The organism is Vreelandella subglaciescola (genome assembly GCF_900142895.1).
Lineage (GTDB): Bacteria > Pseudomonadota > Gammaproteobacteria > Pseudomonadales > Halomonadaceae > Vreelandella > Vreelandella subglaciescola.
The window spans coordinates 2,299,583-2,318,881 of record NZ_LT670847.1 but is presented as its reverse complement, the minus strand read 5'-3'; the positions used below and the strand labels follow the sequence as shown (position 1 = coordinate 2,318,881).

Annotated in this window: 17 protein-coding genes; 12 read left to right on the top strand and 5 right to left on the bottom strand. The window is 62.7% G+C overall.

The window, feature by feature from the left end; genetic code table 11:
- Window positions 1-11 precede the first annotated feature (11 nt).
- The 5 genes from B5495_RS10830 to B5495_RS10810 all read left to right on the top strand — a co-directional run bounded on the left by B5495_RS10830 (window position 12) and on the right by B5495_RS10810 (window position 4,392).
- Window positions 12-1,211 carry a pyridoxal phosphate-dependent aminotransferase gene (locus tag B5495_RS10830; protein ID WP_079553663.1) on the top strand — a complete coding sequence of 400 codons (1,200 nt, stop codon included), beginning with the start codon at window positions 12-14 and terminating at the stop codon, window positions 1,209-1,211.
- Window positions 1,212-1,218: 7 nt separating this feature from the next.
- Entirely contained in the window at window positions 1,219-2,052 is an 834-nt protein-coding gene (locus B5495_RS10825; RefSeq protein WP_079553662.1) for an amino acid ABC transporter ATP-binding protein, read from the top strand.
- A 49-nt stretch (window positions 2,053-2,101) separates the two neighbouring features.
- Window positions 2,102-2,869: a transporter substrate-binding domain-containing protein gene (locus B5495_RS10820; RefSeq protein WP_079553660.1), complete on the top strand. Its 768-nt coding sequence runs from the start codon at window positions 2,102-2,104 to the stop codon at window positions 2,867-2,869.
- Window positions 2,870-2,945: 76 nt separating this feature from the next.
- Window positions 2,946-3,659, top strand: a complete 714-nt coding sequence (locus tag B5495_RS10815) for an ABC transporter permease (protein ID WP_079553658.1) — start codon at window positions 2,946-2,948, stop codon at window positions 3,657-3,659.
- A gap of 1 nt (window position 3,660) precedes the next feature.
- The gene (locus B5495_RS10810; RefSeq protein WP_079553657.1) at window positions 3,661-4,392 is read left to right on the top strand and encodes an ABC transporter permease; all 732 of its coding nucleotides are present in this window, start codon (window positions 3,661-3,663) and stop codon (window positions 4,390-4,392) included.
- Between the two features lie 9 nt (window positions 4,393-4,401).
- Here B5495_RS10810 and ligB read toward each other — a convergent pair whose 3' ends face one another.
- The 5 genes from ligB to metK form a co-directional block, all read right to left on the bottom strand.
- Window positions 4,402-6,114 carry an NAD-dependent DNA ligase LigB gene (gene ligB / locus B5495_RS10805; protein ID WP_231897174.1) on the bottom strand — a complete coding sequence of 571 codons (1,713 nt, stop codon included), beginning with the start codon at window positions 6,112-6,114 and terminating at the stop codon, window positions 4,402-4,404.
- A 109-nt stretch (window positions 6,115-6,223) separates the two neighbouring features.
- Window positions 6,224-8,425, bottom strand: coding sequence for a TRAP transporter permease (locus tag B5495_RS10800; RefSeq protein ID WP_079553653.1), 2,202 nt, complete (start codon window positions 8,423-8,425; stop codon window positions 6,224-6,226).
- Between the two features lie 36 nt (window positions 8,426-8,461).
- Window positions 8,462-8,953, bottom strand: coding sequence for a DUF1850 domain-containing protein (locus B5495_RS10795; protein WP_231897172.1), 492 nt, complete (start codon window positions 8,951-8,953; stop codon window positions 8,462-8,464).
- A 96-nt stretch (window positions 8,954-9,049) separates the two neighbouring features.
- Complete coding sequence (locus B5495_RS10790) at window positions 9,050-10,213, bottom strand: TAXI family TRAP transporter solute-binding subunit (protein ID WP_079553649.1); 1,164 nt, start codon at window positions 10,211-10,213, stop codon at window positions 9,050-9,052.
- A gap of 200 nt (window positions 10,214-10,413) precedes the next feature.
- Window positions 10,414-11,637 carry a methionine adenosyltransferase gene (gene metK / locus B5495_RS10785; protein WP_079553647.1) on the bottom strand — a complete coding sequence of 408 codons (1,224 nt, stop codon included), beginning with the start codon at window positions 11,635-11,637 and terminating at the stop codon, window positions 10,414-10,416.
- A gap of 201 nt (window positions 11,638-11,838) precedes the next feature.
- Here metK and tkt point away from each other — a divergent pair, with 201 nt between their 5' ends.
- The 7 genes from tkt (at window position 11,839) to B5495_RS10750 (ending at window position 19,273) form a co-directional block, all read left to right on the top strand.
- Window positions 11,839-13,830, top strand: coding sequence for a transketolase (tkt, locus tag B5495_RS10780; RefSeq protein ID WP_079553645.1), 1,992 nt, complete (start codon window positions 11,839-11,841; stop codon window positions 13,828-13,830).
- A gap of 4 nt (window positions 13,831-13,834) precedes the next feature.
- Complete coding sequence (locus B5495_RS10775; protein WP_079553643.1) at window positions 13,835-14,188, top strand: CidA/LrgA family protein; 354 nt, start codon at window positions 13,835-13,837, stop codon at window positions 14,186-14,188.
- A complete protein-coding gene (locus B5495_RS10770) occupies window positions 14,178-14,891 on the top strand; it encodes an LrgB family protein (protein WP_079553641.1) in 714 nt (237 codons plus the stop codon). The genes B5495_RS10775 and B5495_RS10770 overlap by 11 nt, the downstream gene beginning before the upstream one ends.
- Window positions 14,892-14,946: 55 nt before the next feature.
- Window positions 14,947-15,999 (top strand): type I glyceraldehyde-3-phosphate dehydrogenase, encoded by a 1,053-nt coding sequence (locus B5495_RS10765; RefSeq protein ID WP_079553639.1) that lies wholly within the window; start codon window positions 14,947-14,949, stop codon window positions 15,997-15,999.
- A 73-nt stretch (window positions 16,000-16,072) separates the two neighbouring features.
- Complete coding sequence (locus tag B5495_RS10760; protein ID WP_079555050.1) at window positions 16,073-17,242, top strand: phosphoglycerate kinase; 1,170 nt, start codon at window positions 16,073-16,075, stop codon at window positions 17,240-17,242.
- A gap of 144 nt (window positions 17,243-17,386) precedes the next feature.
- Window positions 17,387-18,451 carry a class II fructose-bisphosphate aldolase gene (gene fba / locus B5495_RS10755; protein WP_079553637.1) on the top strand — a complete coding sequence of 355 codons (1,065 nt, stop codon included), beginning with the start codon at window positions 17,387-17,389 and terminating at the stop codon, window positions 18,449-18,451.
- 135 nt (window positions 18,452-18,586) lie between these two features.
- On the top strand, window positions 18,587-19,273 hold the full coding sequence (locus tag B5495_RS10750; protein WP_079553635.1) for an HAD-IA family hydrolase: 687 nt from the start codon (window positions 18,587-18,589) through the stop codon (window positions 19,271-19,273).
- The last annotated feature ends 26 nt before the right edge of the window (window positions 19,274-19,299 follow it).

Sequence of the window (19,299 nt, the reverse complement as noted above, 5' to 3'; positions counted from 1 at the left end):
GCGAGACTGATATGCACTATTCCCGACTCACCGACCGTATTGCCGGCGAAGGTGCTGCGGCCTGGGACATTCACAACCGCGCGCTGGCCCGCCAGGCCGCCGGCGAAGAGATCACCGTCCTCTCCGTCGGCGATCCGGACTTCGATACGCCTGCGCCGATCATCGAGAGCGCGGTGGCCAGCCTGCGGGGCGGCGCTACCCATTACCCCAACGTCCAGGGTAAAAAATCTCTGCGCGACGCCATCGCCCACCGCTATCGGGTCAACGGCGTCAACGCCTCGCCGGACAACCTGATCGTCATGGCCGGCGCCCAGTGCGGGCTTTACGCTACCGCCCAGTGCCTGCTCGACCCCGGCGATGAAGTCATTGTCCCCGAACCGTGCTATGTCACCTACGAGGCGGTGCTGCAGTCCACCGGCGCAACCATGGTGCGCATTCCGCTGTCCGGCGACCGCGGTTTTCGCCTGGATGCCGCCGATATCGCAGCGGCCATCACCCCGCGCACCCGGGCGATCATGCTCAACAGCCCGCACAACCCCACCGGCCAGCTGATCGGCGCCGAACAGTGGGACGCCGTGGCCGCGCTATGCCGCCGCCACGACCTCTGGCTGGTTTCCGACGAGGTCTACGCCGAGCTGATATTTGAGGGCGAACATACCTGCGCGGCCAGTTTGCCCGGCATGGCCGAACGCACCGTGGTCATCAACAGCCTGTCCAAATCCCACGCCATGACCGGCTGGCGGCTGGGCTGGGTACTCGGCCCCGAGGCGCTGATCGGCCACATGAGCCATCTGGCGCTGTGTATGCTCTACGGCTGCCCGGAGTTCATCCAGGACGCCGCCTGCAGCGCCCTTGAGCAAGAGCCGCCCGAGCTCGACGCCATGCGCAACGCTTACCGTGCACGCCGCGACGCCGTCTGCACGGCCCTCGGCGATTGCCCAGCGGTAGATGTCATCACCCCGGCGGCCGGCATGTTTTTGATGGTCGACGTGCGCGCCACCGGGCTATCCTCCCAGGCTTTCGCCGACCGGCTGCTCGACGACGAAGGCGTCTCGGTGCTCTCCGGCGAAGCCTTTGGCCCCTCCGCCGCCGGCTTCGTGCGCCTTAGCCTGACCGTCGATGAGGCGCGCCTCACCGCGGCCAGTCAGCGACTGGCACAGACAGCCACGGCGGCCCGGGCCGAAGCCGCCTCCCTTTCCACCGTCCAATGAGTCGCCTATGACAAGATCGCCTAACGCTAATTCATCACCCGATACCCATTCATCCCACGCCGCTTTGTCTTCCTCCACCGCCATGCCGGTGGAAGCCCGCCACCTCGTCAAGCGCTTCGGCGATCTTGAGGTGCTCCGCGACGTTTCCCTGCAGGTGGGCGAGGGCAGCGTTACCTCTATCATTGGCGCCAGCGGCTCGGGCAAGAGTACCCTGCTGCGCTGCCTCAACCTGCTCGAACGCCCCGTTCAAGGCGAACTGACGATTGCGGATGAAACGATTCGCTTCGACCGCAATCGCCAGGGCGACATTGTCGGCCTGGACCGGCGCCAGCTACAGCGGCTGCGCGCCCGGGTCAGCATGGTGTTCCAACAGTTTAACCTCTGGCCGCACCTCACGGTGCTGGGCAACATCACCGAAGCGCCCATGCGCGTCCAGAAGCTATCGCGCAAGCGCGCCATTCAGCGCGCCGATCATTATCTGGAGCGGGTCGGCATGGCCGACAAGCGCGATAGCTACCCCGCCTTTCTCTCCGGCGGCCAGCAGCAACGCGTGGCCATTGCCCGCGCGCTGGCCATGGAGCCCCGCGTTCTGCTGTTTGACGAGCCCACTTCGGCGCTCGACCCCGAGCGGGTCAGCGAGGTGCTCAGCGTAATTCGCAGCCTTGCCGACGAAGGACGCACCATGGTGATGGTCACCCACGAGATGGCTTTCGCCCAGGAAGTGTCTGATCAGGTTGTATTCCTCGACCGCGGCGTCGTCGGCATGGCCGGCACCCCGCAGGATATCTTCGAGGGCAGTCACAACGAACGCTGCCGTCGTTTTGTATCGCCGGCGGCGTAAAGCCGCTCGTTGCTTATCCCCTCGACATGAACACGCTACGGAGCACCGCATGAAAAACAATCTAATCGCCGCCTCTGCCCTCGCCCTGCTGACGTTTGCCACCACGAGCCAGGCCGACGAACCACTGCAAATCGGCATCTCCGCCGAGCCTTATCCGCCTTTCACCTATACCTCTTCGGACGGCGAATGGACCGGCTTCGAGGTTGAGCTGGGTCTGGCCTTCTGCGAGGCCATGGAGCGGGAGTGCGAGATCAAGCCCACCGGCTGGAGCGGGATCATTCCTTCGCTCAAGGCCGGACGCATCGACATGATCATGAACTCCATGTCAATCACCGAGGCGCGCCAGCGGGTCATCGACTTCAGCGCTCCCTACTACTTTACGCCGGGTGCCTACGTGGCCGCCAAGGACATGACGCTCAACCCGCCGGAAGACCTGGACGGCAAGGTGCTGGGCGTGCAGAGCGCCACTACCAACGCCACCTACACCCGCCGCGCGCTGCGCGACAGCGGCGCCAGCGTGCGCCTTTACGACCAGGCCGAGCAGGTTAACCGCGATCTGCTCTCCGGCCGCCTGGATGTGATACTCGCCGACGAGATCGCCATGAACGAGCTCGTGGAGCGCGACGCGGCCGACGACTTCGAGATCAAGGGAGTCGCACCGCATCACGCCGCCTACGGCGACGGGGTCGGCGTCGGCCTGCGTCAGGATGACGATGCACTACAAGAAAGCCTCAATGACGCGATTGAAGACGTCTTTGAAGACGGCACTTGCAGCCGTTTATCCAACAAGTATTTCGATACCGATATCTGTACCTGAGCCCCGTCCTTAACGACGCTCGCCGGGAGGCGCCAGCGCTGCGCCTCCCTTTTTGCTTCAACAAGGACACCCTGCCATGAACCAGGTTTCCCAAGAGGGGCTGCTCGACTGGGCCGGCCCCATCGCCGAGGGTGCGCTGACGACGCTTGAAATCGCCGTGCTCTCCTACGCTATCGGCCTGGCGCTGGGCCTGATAGGCGCCAGCGCCAGGCTCAGCCCCTGGGCGCCGCTGCGCGGTCTGGGCACCGTTTATTCCACAGCGGTGCGCGCCATTCCCGAGCTGCTGCTCATCATCTTGCTGTACTATGCCGGCCCCCGGTTGCTTACCGCCGTGACCCAGGCACTGGGGCTGCCCGGCGAGGCCACCATTAGCGGCTTTGTCACCGCCGTGGGCGTACTCGCGTTTGTCCAGGGTGCTTATATGACCGAGGTGCTGCGTGGCGCTATCCTCGCCATCCCCCAAGGCCAGCTGGAAGCCGCCAGCGCCTTCGGCTTCTCGCCCTGGGCACGCTTCCAGCGTATCGTCATCCCCGCCATGCTGCCCAACGCCATCCCCGGGATGTCGAACCTCTGGCTGATCCTGATCAAAGACACCGCCCTGATCAGCGTGATCGGCTTCAACGAGCTGTTCTTCACCATCCAGCAGGCTGCTGCCAGCACCCGCTCTCAGTTTTTGTTCTACGCCGCCGCCGGCGTCATCTATCTGGCCATGACGTTATCTTCCACCGCGCTTTTTTCGCGCCTGGAGCGCTATGTGCGTCGCGGCCAGCCGACTGCCGAGGAGGGCTGAGATGGACTTTTCCTGGCTGAGCGATCCTTTTTATCAGTCCTATCTAATCGAAGGATTCATCAACACGCTGCTGCTGGTCGCCGTCTCGGCGGTGGGTGGTCTGGCACTGGCCGTGGCCATCGCCATGGTACGCCTCAAGGGCCCCCGGCCGCTGGCCTGGTGTATCCACGGCTTTACCACCGTGATGCGGGGCACCCCGCTGCTGGTGCAGCTGTTCTTTTTCTATTACGGCGTCGGACGCCTGCTCGAAGGCATCCCCGGCATTCAGGACAGCCTGATCTGGCCGGTGCTACGCGATCCCTTCTTCTACGGCGCGTTGACCTTCATCCTCAGCGTTGGCGCCTATTCCGGCGAGGTGATCCGCGGCGCTCTGCTCAGCGTGCCGCCGGGCGAGCGCGAGGCCGGTCGCGCCTTTGGCCTCTCACCCTTCCAGGTCTTCTTCCGCCTATGGCTGCCCAGAGCCATCCAGCTGTGCCTGCCGACCCTGACCGGTGAGATGATCCTGCTGCTCAAGTCGGTACCGCTCGTCTCGACCATCGCCATGATGGACCTGCTGCAGGCGGCCAATATCATTCGCGACGAGACGTTCCTGGTCTATGAACCGCTGATGCTGATCGCCGGTATCTACCTGGCCATGACGGTGGTGCTGACCCTCGTGCTGCGCCAGGTCGAGCACCGTTTTCCGGGCATGCGGCCTACGCGCCGTCGCTGGCTAATGCCGGGGCGCATCTGATGCTAGCCGCTAATTAAAACCGTCAACGCTGACTGCGCCAAGCCGGTTGGCCAGCGCCTGCACCTCGGGCGCGCTGAAAAACGCCGTTAGCGCGGCGGCGCGGGTGGGGCCCACGTTGGGCAACGCCCGCCAGTCGTTTTTTGTATAGCCGGCAAGCGCCGCCCAATCGCCGCTTGCCTGTTCGCTGCCCGGCGGTGCGCCAAGCGCCTCAAGCCAGGCGTGAAACGGCCGCTTTCGGGCGGCGTCAAAACGCTGCCTGAGTTTGCCTGCCCGCACCTCACCAATACCTGATACCTGTTCCAGCACGGCCTGATCGAGCATCATCCAGTCCAGAAGCCCCTGCACCGCGCCGGCGTCTATCAGCGCTTGCCAGGTGCCTTCGCCCACGCCGTTCATGTTTAACTGACTCCCCAGCCAGTCCAGCCGCGCGAGCAGCTGGCTTTCGCAGCCAAGCGGGCGCTGGGCGCTTGCCGGTGCAAGAGAAAAACAGCTGAGCAGGTGATAATCGCCCGCAGCCGGAACCCGCAACGGCTCGCGCTCGCGGGCCTGCCATACCACCTGCTCAAGCGCAGGAATGGTTAGCCCGCCAAGAGCCACGGCCAGCTGGTCGCCGGCGCGAATATCCAGGCGTTGCCAACGCGCTAGCGAACCCAGCGACACGCGGCTGATGCGCCGCCCTTCAATGCGCACCGGGTCAAGGTAGATCAGCGGTGTTATCCGCCCGGTGCGCCCGATACGAAACTCGATGCCGCGCACGGAGGCCAGCGCCTTTTGGCTGGGGTATTTCCATGCTCGCGTCCAGCTTGGCGGGCGCGAGCGCCAGCGCGTGCCGTTCGGTCTTGCGCCTTGCTTGAGCACCACGCCGTCGGAGGCAAACGGCAGCGGCGCGTTATACCAATAGTCACGCCAATAGGCGGCGTCGCGCTGATCACTCAGCGCGTGGGTATAGTCGGCGGTATCAAAGCCCAGCGCGGCCAGGCCGGAGAGGCGCTCGGGCATCGTCGCGGGGCCGTCGGGCCAGCCCCAGGCAAACAGACCGATGCGCTCAAGCTCGGCCAATGATGGCGCTGATTTACGCATTACGCCGGCGACCTGATTACGCGCCCGATGGCGCTGCGGGCTGGCCTGAACGTGGCCGGAAAGGCGCCAGTACAGCTCGCCCTGAAGCACCGCTGAAACGGATGTTGGCAGCGTGTTGGGCACGGCCGGAAGCCCGAGTGCCCGCGCCGTCCAGTCCTGACCGCGTTCGCCGTCGCCGCGGCTGACCGCCTCGACAAGCTCGCCATCCACGTAGCGCAGCGTCACCGCGACGCCGTCTACCTTGGGCTGAACCCAGAGGTCATCGCGGCGGCTTGACCAGGTTTGCACCCCGGTTTTATCGGTTTTTTCAAGCCCGGTTTGCACCACCGGATGGCGGCGCACGCTTGCGTCACCGGCCGAACGGCTGGTGGTCACACGCAGGGTTGGCGTATGGCGTTGCGGCGCGTCCGCACAGGCGCGCCATGTTTCCAGCCGCGCCGCGGCCTGATCGTAAAGCTCGTCGTCTATGGGTGAGTTTCCGTCTTGATAGTAGGCGCGGTCCCACTCGGCCATACGCGCTTGTAGCGCTGTCACCTCCTGAGTCAGGCGCGCGTCGCTCCACCCCGGACACTCGCTGGCCGCTGCGGATCCGGCATATACCGCCAGCACGACTCCCATCGCCATCCATTGGGCTAACCGCATCGTTTCGCTCCCTGCTGTCTGCATGCTCTCAAGCGTAGCTGATTACCCACAAAAAACGCCCCGGCCGGAAGCCAAAGGGGCGTTGTCTTACGTATTGCCAGGCAAACGCTTACGCTTCGTTCACGCGGGCCGCAGGGCTGGCCTGACCGGCCAGCATAAACAAGCTCGCGGTGATCAGCGCACCAATTGCATCGCTGATCAGGCCGGGGAAAATCAGCGTTAACGCCCCTACCGCTGCAAGCACTCGCCAGAACACGTTGAGCGGCCGGCGCAGATACCCTTCCACCGCGACCGCCAGCAGCAGCACGCCCACCACGCCGGTCACCACCACCCACAGGATGTTGGCAACCGTGGCGTCGATCATCAGCATGCTATGCGCAAACACGAACATATACGGCACCACGAACCCGGCGATGGCCAGCTTCATGGCCTGAAACCCCGTCGCGTTGGGCGAACCGCCGCTGATGCCGGCACCGGCATAGGCCGCCAGCGCCACCGGCGGCGTCAGATTGGCAAAGATGCCGAAATAGAACACGAACATGTGCGCGATAAAAATGGCCGTTTCATTACTTCCCGCCATCTCGCGGAACAGCGGCAGGCTCAGCAGGATCGGCGCGGCCATGGTGCTGGTGATGATATACGTGGGAATGCTCGGCAGGCCCATGCCCAGCACGATCGACGCGATCATGGTGAGAAACAGCGTTACCAGCAGCTGGATCATGGGGATGGGAATCTGCTGGCCCAGCGTCACCACCGCATCGGCCACTTCCAGCGCAACGCCAGTCAGCGTGGCCACGCCCACAATGATACCCACCGCGCCACAGGCGATGGCCACGGGAATCGCATTGCGCACGCCGTCGTACATGGCATCGCGGCAGTCGACGATATCCATCTTCTCGGCGACGAGATCAAGTTTGGCGCGCAAGGCGTTGATCGCCACCGGTATCGCGATGACCACAAACAGCATCAGGCGGCTATCCGGCAGACCGGGAATCGGGTTATCGGCCAACAGCGCCCACCATTGCGGCTCGAAAATCAACAGCGCGAGTATCGCGCTAACGCCCAGCGTGACGCGGCGCGTGCCGCAGATCAGCACGGTGGCGGCAATCGACCAGAACGCCGCAAAGAACGGCGCGCGCCCTTCAAACAACAGCCATAGCAGCACCGCCATGGGCACCAGCAAGTGCCCGCGCTTGAGCATGACCTCCTTGAGCGGCGTGAGCTTTGAGCGCTCGATCCCTTCGAGCCCGTTGCGCAACGCGCGCAGGTGCACCTGAAACAACACGCCCAGATAGAACAGCAGCGCCGGGATGATGCCCGCGAGTATCACCTGGGTATAGGGCACCGCTAACACCTCGGCCATGATGAAGGCGGCCGCCCCCATGATCGGCGGCAAAATCTGCCCGCCGACGCTGGCCGAGGCCTCCACGGCGCCGGCGAAGTTGGGCTTGTAGCCGGTGCGTTTCATCAGCGGAATGGTAAACGCGCCCGTGGTCACCACGTTGGCAATCGCCGAGCCGTTGATCGAGCCGAGAAAGCCGCTGGCGATGACGGCCACCTTCGCTGGCCCGCCCCGGGTATGGCCGGCCACCGCCAGCGCCAGATCGTTGAACAGCTGCCCCAGCCCCGACTTGCCGAGAAACGCGCCAAACAAAATGAACAGGATAATATAGCTGGCCGATACCCCGGTGGCGGTGCCCAACAGCCCCTCGGTGATAAACACCAGATGCGACATGATCTGGCGGCACGTCGCCAGAATGATCGTTTCATTCAGCTGGGGATAAAACGACAGCTTGGCGTAAAATCCGTAGCCCAGAAAAAACGTCGCCAGCAGCGTCAGCCCCCATCCGGTGGCCCGCCGCGTGGCGTCCAGCACCAGCAGGATGGCGAGGCCGCCAACCAGCATGTCGATATCGTTAATCCGCCCCGCCGAGGCAATCACGCGGTCGGACACCGCCAGCATGTAAAGGCCCACGCCAAAGGCGGCAAGCGCCAGCACCGCGTCTCCCCAGGGCACGCGATCGCGCGCGCCTTTGGAGGTCAGCGGGTAGAGGATAAACGTCACCCCCAGCAGGGTGTACAGGTGGATGCTGCGCTGTTCTACATCGACCAGCGGCCCGGCGAAAGACGTATACAAATGAAACAGCGCCAGCAGCACCGCCAACGTCATGACGAACTTGACCACCGCGCCCGGCAGCTTATCGCGCACTAGACTTTCGCGGTCGAATTTTTCCAGCGCCTGCTTGACCGCTTCCTCATCAGACTCGGCGGTTTGTGCGTGCTGGTTTTTTACCTGCTTCTGGTCGGACATAGGGGCTGACTTCCGCTCTGGTTGTTACTCTTGTTCCTACCCTGATTCCCAGGCTGCGGGATATGACAGCAGCCAGGGGCGCACCACAGCAGGTAATACCTGCCATAGCGGTGCCCGATGAACGCTGAACGTCAAGATAGGAGGAGGGTCGCCGCGCGACAGCGCGAAGGTATGCTCGGCATAACCTATGTGATAGCGCATGCGATAGTGTTCGGCAACCGCGGCCTGCACCGCCAGAGGATCCACGACGCGCTGAATGCCGGTCATGACCACCCAGCCATCGTCGAGGGTCGTCGCCTTGCCCGCCGCGGCCGGCACGCCTGCGCCAAACGTCTTAAAGCGCGTTCCCGTGAGTTCGATGGCGCCGTTTTGCGTCACCTCGAACCACTCTTCCCAGTCTTCCTGCTCGACCGAGTGCATCCAGCGCAGCGTAAAGCGCGTGCCTTCCCAGCCGGGAAAGGCGTAACGCAGTCCGGTCTTGTCACACACCATCAGCCAGGGCAGCGGATACGCAAGCGTGGCGGCCATCAAGGCCGCCACGACAAGGACTATCCAGACTGGCTTACGCTGTAGGCGCAACGCCATTTATGCGGCCCGGACGGGCCGAACATCGCACACGGCCTCTCAATACTCGTTGCTATCAGCTTCTGCCTGCTGGCTATCATCCGCCGCGTCATCGCCGGAAACGGACGAGTAAACCGACTCGGCGCCAGGATGAACGGGTGCCACCAGGTTCTCGTTCATGGTGTCGGCATCAAACTGCTTAAGCGCGGCAACCGAGATCTTGTCGGAATTGAGGTAGTCATGGAAGCGCTGCGTCAGCTCTGCAGCGACGTCGTCGCGCATGTCGCTACCCACGATCAGCATGTTGCGAATCGCCACGGTATCCACTTCTTCAGCGAGGTCGTAGCGCTCGGGAGCGCCGGCCGGCATGGTATAGCTCTCGTAATACGGGTATTGCTCAAGCAGCTTGTCGGCGACGTCGCCTTCAACCGGCACGAAGGTGATGTCGGTGCTCTGCATCAGCCCGGTAATGCTGGAGTTGGGCACGCCGGAGGTGAAGAAAGCCGCGTCCAGGTTGCCGTTGCTCATGCTGGTCACGCTATCGGCATAGCCTGTATGGCTGACCTGCGCCAGGTCGTCATAGCTCATTCCCGCAGACTCGATGACTTTCGTGGCGCTTTGCTCAACGCCCGAGCCCACTTTACCCACGCCTACGCGCTTGCCTTCCAGATCAGCGATGCTCTCGATGCCGCTGTCGTCGGTGGCCACAATTTGCACCACGTTAGGGTAAAGCCCTGCCAGCGCCTGAATATCCACCGGCTCGCCGTCGAACTGGTTGTCACCGTTCACGGCGTCATAGGCCACGTCGCTCATCACAATGGCAATATGATTAAGGCCATCGCTGATGTTATTGATGTTCTGCACGGACGCGCCTGTTGATACCACCTGCACGTTGTCGATGAGATCGCTGGCTTCAAACACGCCCTTGAGCGCACCGCCGATGGGATAATACGTGCCGCTGGTGCCGCCGGTGCCAAAAATCAGGCTGACCGGCTCGGCGGTTGTGGCTGAATCGTTGGCTTGATCGCCGCTCTCTTCTGCCTTCGCCATGTCGCTATCCGACTCGGCTTTTTCAGTCTTGGCGTCAGCGTTATCGGCCGGCTGCTCCTGAACGCCCATATCATCGGCGGGCGCCGCTTTATCGTCGGCATCATCGCTACAGCCCGCCAGTAATACGCCAGAAAGTCCCAACGCTGCCGCCTGCATCCAAATACGCGTGGTCATCGTGCATCTCCTGTCTTTTATTAATCTGTATTTCTCTGTATTAATCTAGCCTTCACGCTTCTGACAAGCCACCTTTACCCAGCCACTGTGCAACATAAAAAAGCCCCGGTATACCGGGGCTTTTAACGCGAAGCGCGATTACACAGGATTATCACACAGCGACATCACTCAGAGCTGTGCTAGCGGGCCGCTATAACAAACTAGGCAATGCCCGCCGCTTGGCGCAGCGCCTCAACACGGTCAATTTTTTCCCAGGGAAAGGCGGTGAAGGTTTCCACCTTTTCTTCCCCGTTGGTGTCGGTCCAGCGATAGCTGTGTTCAAACGGCTCGCGACCGAAGTGACCGTAGGCGGCGGTCAGCTGATACATCGGGTGCTCAAGGTCAAGCATCCGGGTAATCGCGAAGGGGCGCAGGTCAAAGTGTTCGCGCACCAGCCGAATAATGCTGGCTTCATCAATCTTGCCGGTGCCGAAGGTATCCACCGATACCGAGGTCGGCTCGGCCACGCCAATGGCGTAGGACACCTGAATCTCGCACTTGTCCGCCAGCCCGGCGGCAACCACGTTCTTGGCCACGTAGCGCCCGGCGTAGGCTGCGCTGCGGTCGACCTTGGACGGATCCTTGCCGGAAAACGCCCCGCCGCCGTGGCGCGCCATGCCGCCGTAGGTGTCGACGATGATCTTGCGCCCGGTCAAGCCGCAGTCGCCTACCGGCCCGCCGATGACGAACTTGCCGGTGGGATTGATGTGGTACTGAGTAGTGTCATCCAGCCATTCGGCGGGAATCACCGGCTCGATGATCTCGCGCTTGACCATCTTGCGCAGCTCTTCCTGATCAATCTCGGGATCGTGCTGGGTCGAGAGCACCACGGCGTCTACGCCGCAGGGCTTGCCCTGGGCATCGTAGCGGAACGTCAGCTGGCTTTTGGCGTCCGGGCGCAGCCACGGTAACAGCCCTTCGCGGCGCAGCTTGGACTGCCGCTCAACCAGCCGGTGGGCGTAATAGATGGGCGCGGGCATGAACGACGTGGTCTCGTTGGTGGCATAGCCAAACATTAGTCCTTGGTCGCCGGCGCCCTGATCTTCAGGTTTGGCGCGGTCAACGCCCTGGGCAATCTCGACGCTTTGCTTGCCGATCAGGTTAATAATGCCGCAGGTACCACCGTCAAAGCCCACCTCTGAGGAGGTGTAGCCGATCTCGGTGATGACCTCGCGCACCAACGCCTCCAGGTCAATCCACGCCGACGTGGTGATTTCGCCGGCAATAATCGCCACGCCGGTTTTGACCATGGTTTCACACGCCACGCGCGCCTGTTTATCGCGGGCGATAATGGCATCCAGCACCGCATCGGAAATCTGGTCGGCGATCTTGTCGGGATGGCCTTCGGAGACCGACTCGGAGGTAAACAGGGAATATTCGCTCATCGCGCTCTGGGCCCTCTGTTCTAGTAGCGGGGTTCTGGTGGCGGGAAACACCCGCCTGCAGGAATGCACACAGCGACAATGCCGTCGCCGTTTTTGTTGGAGTTTACACCCTGACCGCACGGCTTCCTAGGATTTGCCGCCATGGGCGAAGTCAGCGATAATAGCGGCTTTGATTTCCGTTTCCAGGCGAGGAGCCACCCCATGCCGACCCGTTTTGAGCTGGCCAATGCCATTCGTGCCCTTTCCATGGATGCCGTGCAGAAGGCCAACTCCGGCCATCCCGGCGCGCCCATGGGCATGGCTGATATCGCCGAAGTGCTGTGGAACGACTACCTCAAGCACAGCCCCGACGATCCCCAGTGGGCCGATCGCGACCGCTTTGTGCTCTCTAACGGCCACGGCTCGATGCTGCTGTACTCGCTTTTGCACCTGAGCGGCTACGAGCTGAGCCTTGAGCAGCTGCAAAACTTCCGCCAGCTGCACGCCGCCACCGCCGGCCATCCGGAATACGGTTACGCCCCGGGCATTGAAACCACCACCGGCCCGCTGGGTCAGGGGTTTGCCAACGCCGTGGGCATGGCACTGGCGGAAAAAACCCTGGCCGCCCAGTTCAACCGCCCGGGGAACGCCATTGTCGACCACCGCACCTGGTGTTTTCTCGGCGACGGCTGCCTGATGGAAGGCATCTCGCACGAAGTGGCATCGTTTGCCGGCACGCAGAAGCTCGGCAAGCTGGTGACGTTTTACGACGATAACGGCATTTCCATCGACGGCGAAGTCGACGGCTGGTTTACCGACGATACCGCCAAGCGCTTTGAAGCCTACGGCTGGCACGTGGTTCCCAACGTCGACGGCCACAAACCTGACGAAATCAAGGCCGCGATCGAGCTTTCCCTGACCCAGAGCGACAAGCCCAGCCTGATCATCTGCAAGACCGTGATCGGCTTTGGTGCGCCCAACAAGCAGGGCAAGGCCGCGGCGCACGGTGCCGCACTGGGCGACGACGAAGTGGCCGCCGCGCGCGCACAGCTTGACTGGCCGCACGCGCCCTTCCATGTCCCCGAGCCGGTGTATTCGGGCTGGGATGCGCGCAAGGCCGGCCAGGCGCGCCAGCAAGAATGGAACACGCGCTTTGCCCGCTACGCCGAGGCTTACCCCGACGAGGCCGCGGAGTTTGAGCGCCGTCTGAAACGCCAGCTGCCCGCGACGCTTTCAAGCGAAGCGTTGATCGAGCAGGCGCAGGAAAAAGCCGAAACTACCGCGTCGCGCAAGGCGTCTCTGGCCACGCTCAATGCGCTTGGCCCACAGCTGCCCGAGCTGCTGGGCGGCAGCGCCGATCTGGCGCCGTCCAATCTGACGTTCTGGGACGGCGCGAAAACCATCACCGCCGACGACGCCAGCGGCAACTACCTGCACTACGGCGTGCGCGAGTTCGGCATGGGTGCGATCATGAACGGCATCGCGCTGCACGGCGGTTTTATCACCTACGGCGCGACGTTCTTGATCTTCATGGAATACATGCGCAACGCCATTCGCATGGCGGCGATCATGAACCAGCAGGCGATTTACGTGTTCACCCACGACTCCATCGGTCTGGGCGAAGACGGCCCGACTCACCAGCCCATCGAGCAGCTGACCAACCTGCGCACCACGCCCAACCTATGCACCTGGCGCCCGTGCGACGCGGTCGAAACCGCCGCCGCTTGGGACAGCGCGCTCAAGCGCCACTCCGGCCCCTCAGCGCTGGTGCTGTCGCGCCAGAATCTGGCGCACCAGCCGCGCACCCAGGCGCAGCTGGCCAACATCCAGCGCGGCGGGTACGTTCTCAAAGACAGCGATGGTACGCCCGAGTTGATCCTGATCTCGACCGGCTCGGAAGTCGGGCTGGCGATGGACGCCGCGGCTGAACTTGAAGCGCAAGGTACGGCGGTACGCGTGGTTTCCATGCCGTCCACCCAGCGCTTTGACGGCCAGAGCACCGAGTATCGCGAAAGCGTACTGCCCAGCAGCGTGACCCGACGCATCGCCATTGAAGCCGCCCACGCCGACTACTGGTACAAGTACGTCGGCCTTGACGGCCAGGTGATCGGCATGACTACCTACGGCGAGTCCGCGCCGGCAAGCGAGCTGTTCAAACACTTCGGTTTTACCGTCGATAACGTCGTGCGCCACGCCAAGGCGCTTGTGGGTTAACACCATGCCTGCGTTGAACGGCTTTTTGTGGCTGCTGGTGTGCTGGCTCGCCGGTGAGCTGATCGTACACTTTACCGGCATACCCATTTCTTCCGGGGTTATCGGCATGCTGCTACTTTGCGCCGCACTGGCGCTGCGCGGCGGCGTGCCCGATAGCCTGGCGGCCGCCGCGCAGCCGCTGATTGCGCTTCTGGCCATGCTGATCATGCCCGGCGTCACCGGCGTGTTCTTTATGATCGATCAGCTGGCCGGGCAGTGGGCGGCGATCATGACCGGGCTGATCGTGGGTACGCTGTTAAGCGTCATCACCACGCTCTGGCTGCTCAAACGCCTGATGCAGGACGACCATGCTGAGTGAGTCGATTATCCAACGGCTGACCGTCACGCCGCTGTTTGCCGTGGCGCTGACGCTTGCCGCTTATCTGATTGCGATGGCGGTACTCAAGCGTATAGGCAGCCCGCCGTGGCTGCCGGCCATTTTGCTCGCCACGCTCACGCTGACCGGCGCGCTGGCGCTAAGCGGAATTGACTATACAACCTATCAGGACGGCGCCAAGTGGCTCACCGTTCTGCTGGGGCCGGCCACCGTGGCGCTGGGGATGCCGCTTTACCAGCAGCTGCCCCGCATCCGGCAACTGTGGCGGCCGCTGGCCATCTGCCTGCCCGTGTCGGCAAGCCTGGCAGTGGTTTACGCGCTGGGCATCGCCTGGCTGATGGGCGCCTCCCACGAGGTGATCAACTCGCTTGCGGCCAAGTCGGTGACCGCGCCCATTGCCATGGGCATTACCCGCCAGCTGGGCGGTAACGTGTCGCTGCTGCTGGGCGCGCTGCTGGTGACCGGGGTGGCCGCCATTATGTTTGTCAGCCTTGTTGCGCGCCTCATGGGCATTACCGACGAGCGCCTGATTGGCTTTGCGCTAGGCGTTAACGGCCATGCGCTGGGCACGGTGCGCGCCTTTGAAATTGGCTCGACCGCCGGCGCCTTTGCCTCGCTGGGCATGAGCCTGACGGGGATTTTTACCGCGCTGTTGCTGCCGCTGGCTTGGCGGCTGGTGGGCTAGGCAGGTTTCAAACGACGCATTGCATCTCGATTCAGCACCGCAGAGGGGAAACACCATGGCGGACGGGGCTTACCGTTACCGCATTGCCATCAACGGTTATGGCCGCATCGGCCAGTGCGTGCTGCGCGCGCTGGTTGAGCGTCAGGCGGACACGATCGACCCAGCACCTATCGACGTCGTCGCCATCAATGAGCTTTCGGATGCCGCAACGATCACCTACCTCACCCGTTTTGACACCACCCATGGCCGTTTTCCCGGCACGGTGGAACACGACGACGGGCAGCTGATCGTCAATGGCCGGCGCATCCACCTGCTCAGCGAGCCAGATCCTGCGCGGCTACCCTGGCGGGAGCTTGACGTCGATCTGGTGCTCGAGTGCTCGGGCAGCTTTAAAGACCGCGCGACCGCCCTGCAGCACATCAACGCCGGTGCCAAGCAGCTATTGTTCTCGCAGCCGGCAGAAAGCGACGTCGACGCCACCGTGGTGTGGGGCATCAATCAGGATTCACTCTCGCTTTCCCAATCGGTGATTTCCGCCGCCTCGTGCACTACTAATTGCCTGGTGCCGCTGCTGACGGTGCTCGACGAGGCGCTGGGCGTGGAGCACGGCGTGACCACGACCATTCACTCGGCAATGAACGACCAGCCGGTGATCGATGCCTACCACCAGACCGATCTGCGCCTGACCCGCTCGGCCATGCAGTCGATCGTGCCGGTGGATACCGGCCTGGCCCGTGGCATCAGCCGGCTAATGCCCAAGCTCGCCGGGCGCTTTGAGTGCCTGCACGTGCGCGTACCCACGATCAACGTCTCGGCGATGGACGTCGCGTTGACGGTGAGCCGCGATACCGACACCGCAGCGGTCAACCAGCTGCTGCAAACGGCGGCCGCTACCCGGCTCGACGGGGTACTGGGCTACACCGAAGCGCCCATGGCATCGATAGATTTCAATCATGATCCGCGCTCGGGGATTATCGACGCCACCCAGACCCGCGTGGCCGGCGCACGGCTGGTCAAGCTTTTATGCTGGTTCGACAACGAATGGGGCTTTGCCAACCGCATGCTGGATATCAGCGAGCGATTGGCTTACCTGCGCAACGACGCCTGATACCGCCCCCAAGACTGGATAAAGACGACGAGGACGTTTTGCCATGACCGTGAGAGCCCCGAACGTGCAAACTCTGACTGTAAAAACTATGACCGACCTTTCGCTTCACGGGCAGCGCGTGCTGATTCGCGAAGACCTGAACGTACCCATCAATCACGGCCGTGTGACCAGCGACGCCCGCCTGCGCGCCGTGTTACCCACCATCAAGGCCGCCGTGGCGGCCGGGGCCAAAGTGTTGCTGATGAGCCATCTGGGCCGCCCCACCGAAGGCGAGCCCGCCGACGAGTTTTCCCTGGCGCCGGTAGCCGCGCGTTTGGGCGAGCTGCTGGAGCACCCGGTCACGCTGGTTCGCGACTATCTGGATAGCGCGCCGGCGCTGGAAAACGGCGAGGTGGTGCTGCTGGAAAACGTGCGCTTTAATGTCGGCGAAAAAGGCGATGACGAAGCGCTCGCCCGCCGCTACGCGGCGCTGTGTGATGTGTTCGTGATGGACGCCTTCGGCACCGCCCACCGCGCCCAGGCCTCAACCCACGGCGTGGCGCGCTTTGCCCCGGCCGCCTGCGCCGGTCCGCTGCTCGCCGCCGAACTTTCTGCGTTGGAAACCGCGCTGGCAGCACCCAGGCGCCCGATGACGGCGATTGTCGGCGGTTCAAAGGTATCGACCAAGCTTGCAGTGCTCAACGCGCTGGCCGACAAGTGCGACCAGCTCATCGTCGGCGGCGGCATTGCCAACACCTTTATCGCCGCGGCGGGCTATAACGTGGGCAAATCACTTTACGAAGCGGAGCTTCTGGATCAGGCCAAGGCGCTGATGAACAAGGTCAACATTCCGCTGCCCAGCGACGTGGTCGTGGCCACCGAGCTCTCCGAGTCGGCCACGGCGACCACCAAGCCGGTGGATCAGGTCGCCGACAATGAGATGATTCTGGATATCGGCCCCGACACCGCCGAACGGCTTGCCGGCATGCTCAAGGAGGCGGGTACCGTGCTCTGGAACGGCCCGGTCGGCGTCTTTGAAATCGACCAGTTTGGCCACGGTACCGAGCGCATCGCCCGGGCGATTGCCGAAAGCGACGCTTTCTCGATCGCCGGCGGCGGTGATACCTTGGCGGCCATCGACAAATACGCCATTGCCGAAAAGGTGTCGTATATTTCGACCGGCGGCGGCGCGTTTCTGGAATACGTCGAAGGCAAACCGCTGCCCGCCGTCACCGCGCTGGAAACCGCCGGCAAAGCGCGCTAGCACTTGTATCAAGCGCATTGTTGAGACATGCTCTCAACCACTGAATGAACACTGCAGTTCGACGCTTCTGGGCAAGCGTCAGACTTTGTTGCATTCCACCCGACAGACACTCAGACACTAAAATACAGATATTAAGGTGATTTCATGGCTTTGATCAGCATGCGCCAAATGCTGGACCACGCCGCTGAATACGGCTACGGCATTCCGGCATTCAACGTTAATAACCTCGAGCAAATGCGCGCCATCATGGAGGCCGCCGATAAGACCGACTCGCCGGTGATCCTTCAGGCATCCGCCGGCGCACGCAAATACGCCGGTGCGCCTTTTCTACGCCACCTAATTCTGGCTGCGATCGAGGAGTTTCCGCATATTCCGGTGGCCATGCACCAGGACCACGGCACCAGCCCCGCCATATGCCAGCGCTCGATCCAGCTGGGCTTCTCTTCGGTAATGATGGACGGCTCGTTGGGTCAAGACGGCAAAACGCCGGCTGACTACGACTATAACGTTGACGTGACGCGCCGCACCGTGGAAATGGCCCACGCCTGCGGCGTTTCGGTTGAAGGCGAGCTGGGCTGCCTGGGCAGTCTGGAAACCGGTATGGCCGGCGAAGAAGACGGCATTGGCGCCGAAGGCAAGCTCGATATGGAGCAGCTTTTGACCCAGCCGGAAGAAGCCGCCGATTTCGTCAAGGCCACCCACGTGGACGCGCTGGCCATCGCCATCGGCACCAGCCACGGCGCCTACAAGTTCACCCGCCCGCCCACCGGCGACACGCTGTCCATTCAGCGCATCAAGGAAATCCATGCGCGCATTCCCGATACCCACCTGGTGATGCACGGCTCTTCCTCGGTGCCCAAGGAGTGGCTTGACGTCATCAACCAGTACGGCGGCGATATCCCCGAAACCTACGGCGTGCCGGTGTCCGAAATTGTCGAAGGCATCAAGCACGGCGTACGCAAGGTCAATATCGACACCGACCTGCGTCTCGCCTCTACCGGCGCGGTACGCCGTTTTCTGGCGCAGAACCCTTCGGAGTTCGACCCGCGCAAATTCCTCAAGGAAACCATCGGCGCCATGCGTGACCTGTGCATCGACCGCTACGAAGCGTTCGGCACTGCCGGCAACGCCAGCAAGATCAAGCCGATCAACCTGGAAGAGATGGCCATGCGCTACGAGCGCGACGAGCTGACCCCCAAGGTCAAATAAGCCTGCATCTGATTGTTTTAAAGAAGTTTTAAAAACGGTTTTAAAAAGCGGCCAACCGGCCGCTTTTTAATTGTATGTAGCCGGCTCACGGGCTTTATGACACACTTAAAAGGCCATCCGCTGCAAGGAATCGTCATGTGTCTGCCTCTTCTGCTGTTTGATTGCGACGGTACCCTGGTCGACAGCGAACCGTTGCTGGCAGAAGAAATGGCCAAGGGGCTAAACGCGGTAGGGCTGCCGTTTTGTGCCGCGGATTACCTGACTGAGTTTCGCGGCGTGCGCTTTCATCATATTGTCGCACAGCTGCAGGAGCGCTACGGTCGCGTGCCTCACCATCAGCTCAAGCCCATGGAACAGACCATGCGCGCCAATCTGGCACGTCGCCTTGCCACCGAGCTTGTGCCCATCGCCGGCGCCACCGCGGCGCTTGAGCAGTTGGCCGCCTACCCGAGTGCCGTGGTCTCCAACGGTGCGGAAAGCAAGATTCGTGCGGCGCTTCACGCCACGCGCCTCGACCGTTATTTCGGCAAGCATCTGTTCAGCGGCTATGCCGTCAACTGCTGGAAACCCGACCCCTGCCTGCACCTTCACGCCGCTCGCACAATGGGCTTTGCCCCCCGCGACTGTATCGCCATTGACGACGCGCTGGTTGGCGTTCACGCCGCCGTTGCCGCCGGTATGACGGTCATTCATCTGAATCGCTTTGCTGATGCCGAGACGACGCCGGAAAATGCCATTATGATACGCCATATGGATGAGCTGGCCGGCGTGGTGGAGCGCCTGACGCGGACGCATCGGGATATCCCGCCCGCCTTGCCCTAACCACGAACATTGCAGGACCCAAAGGA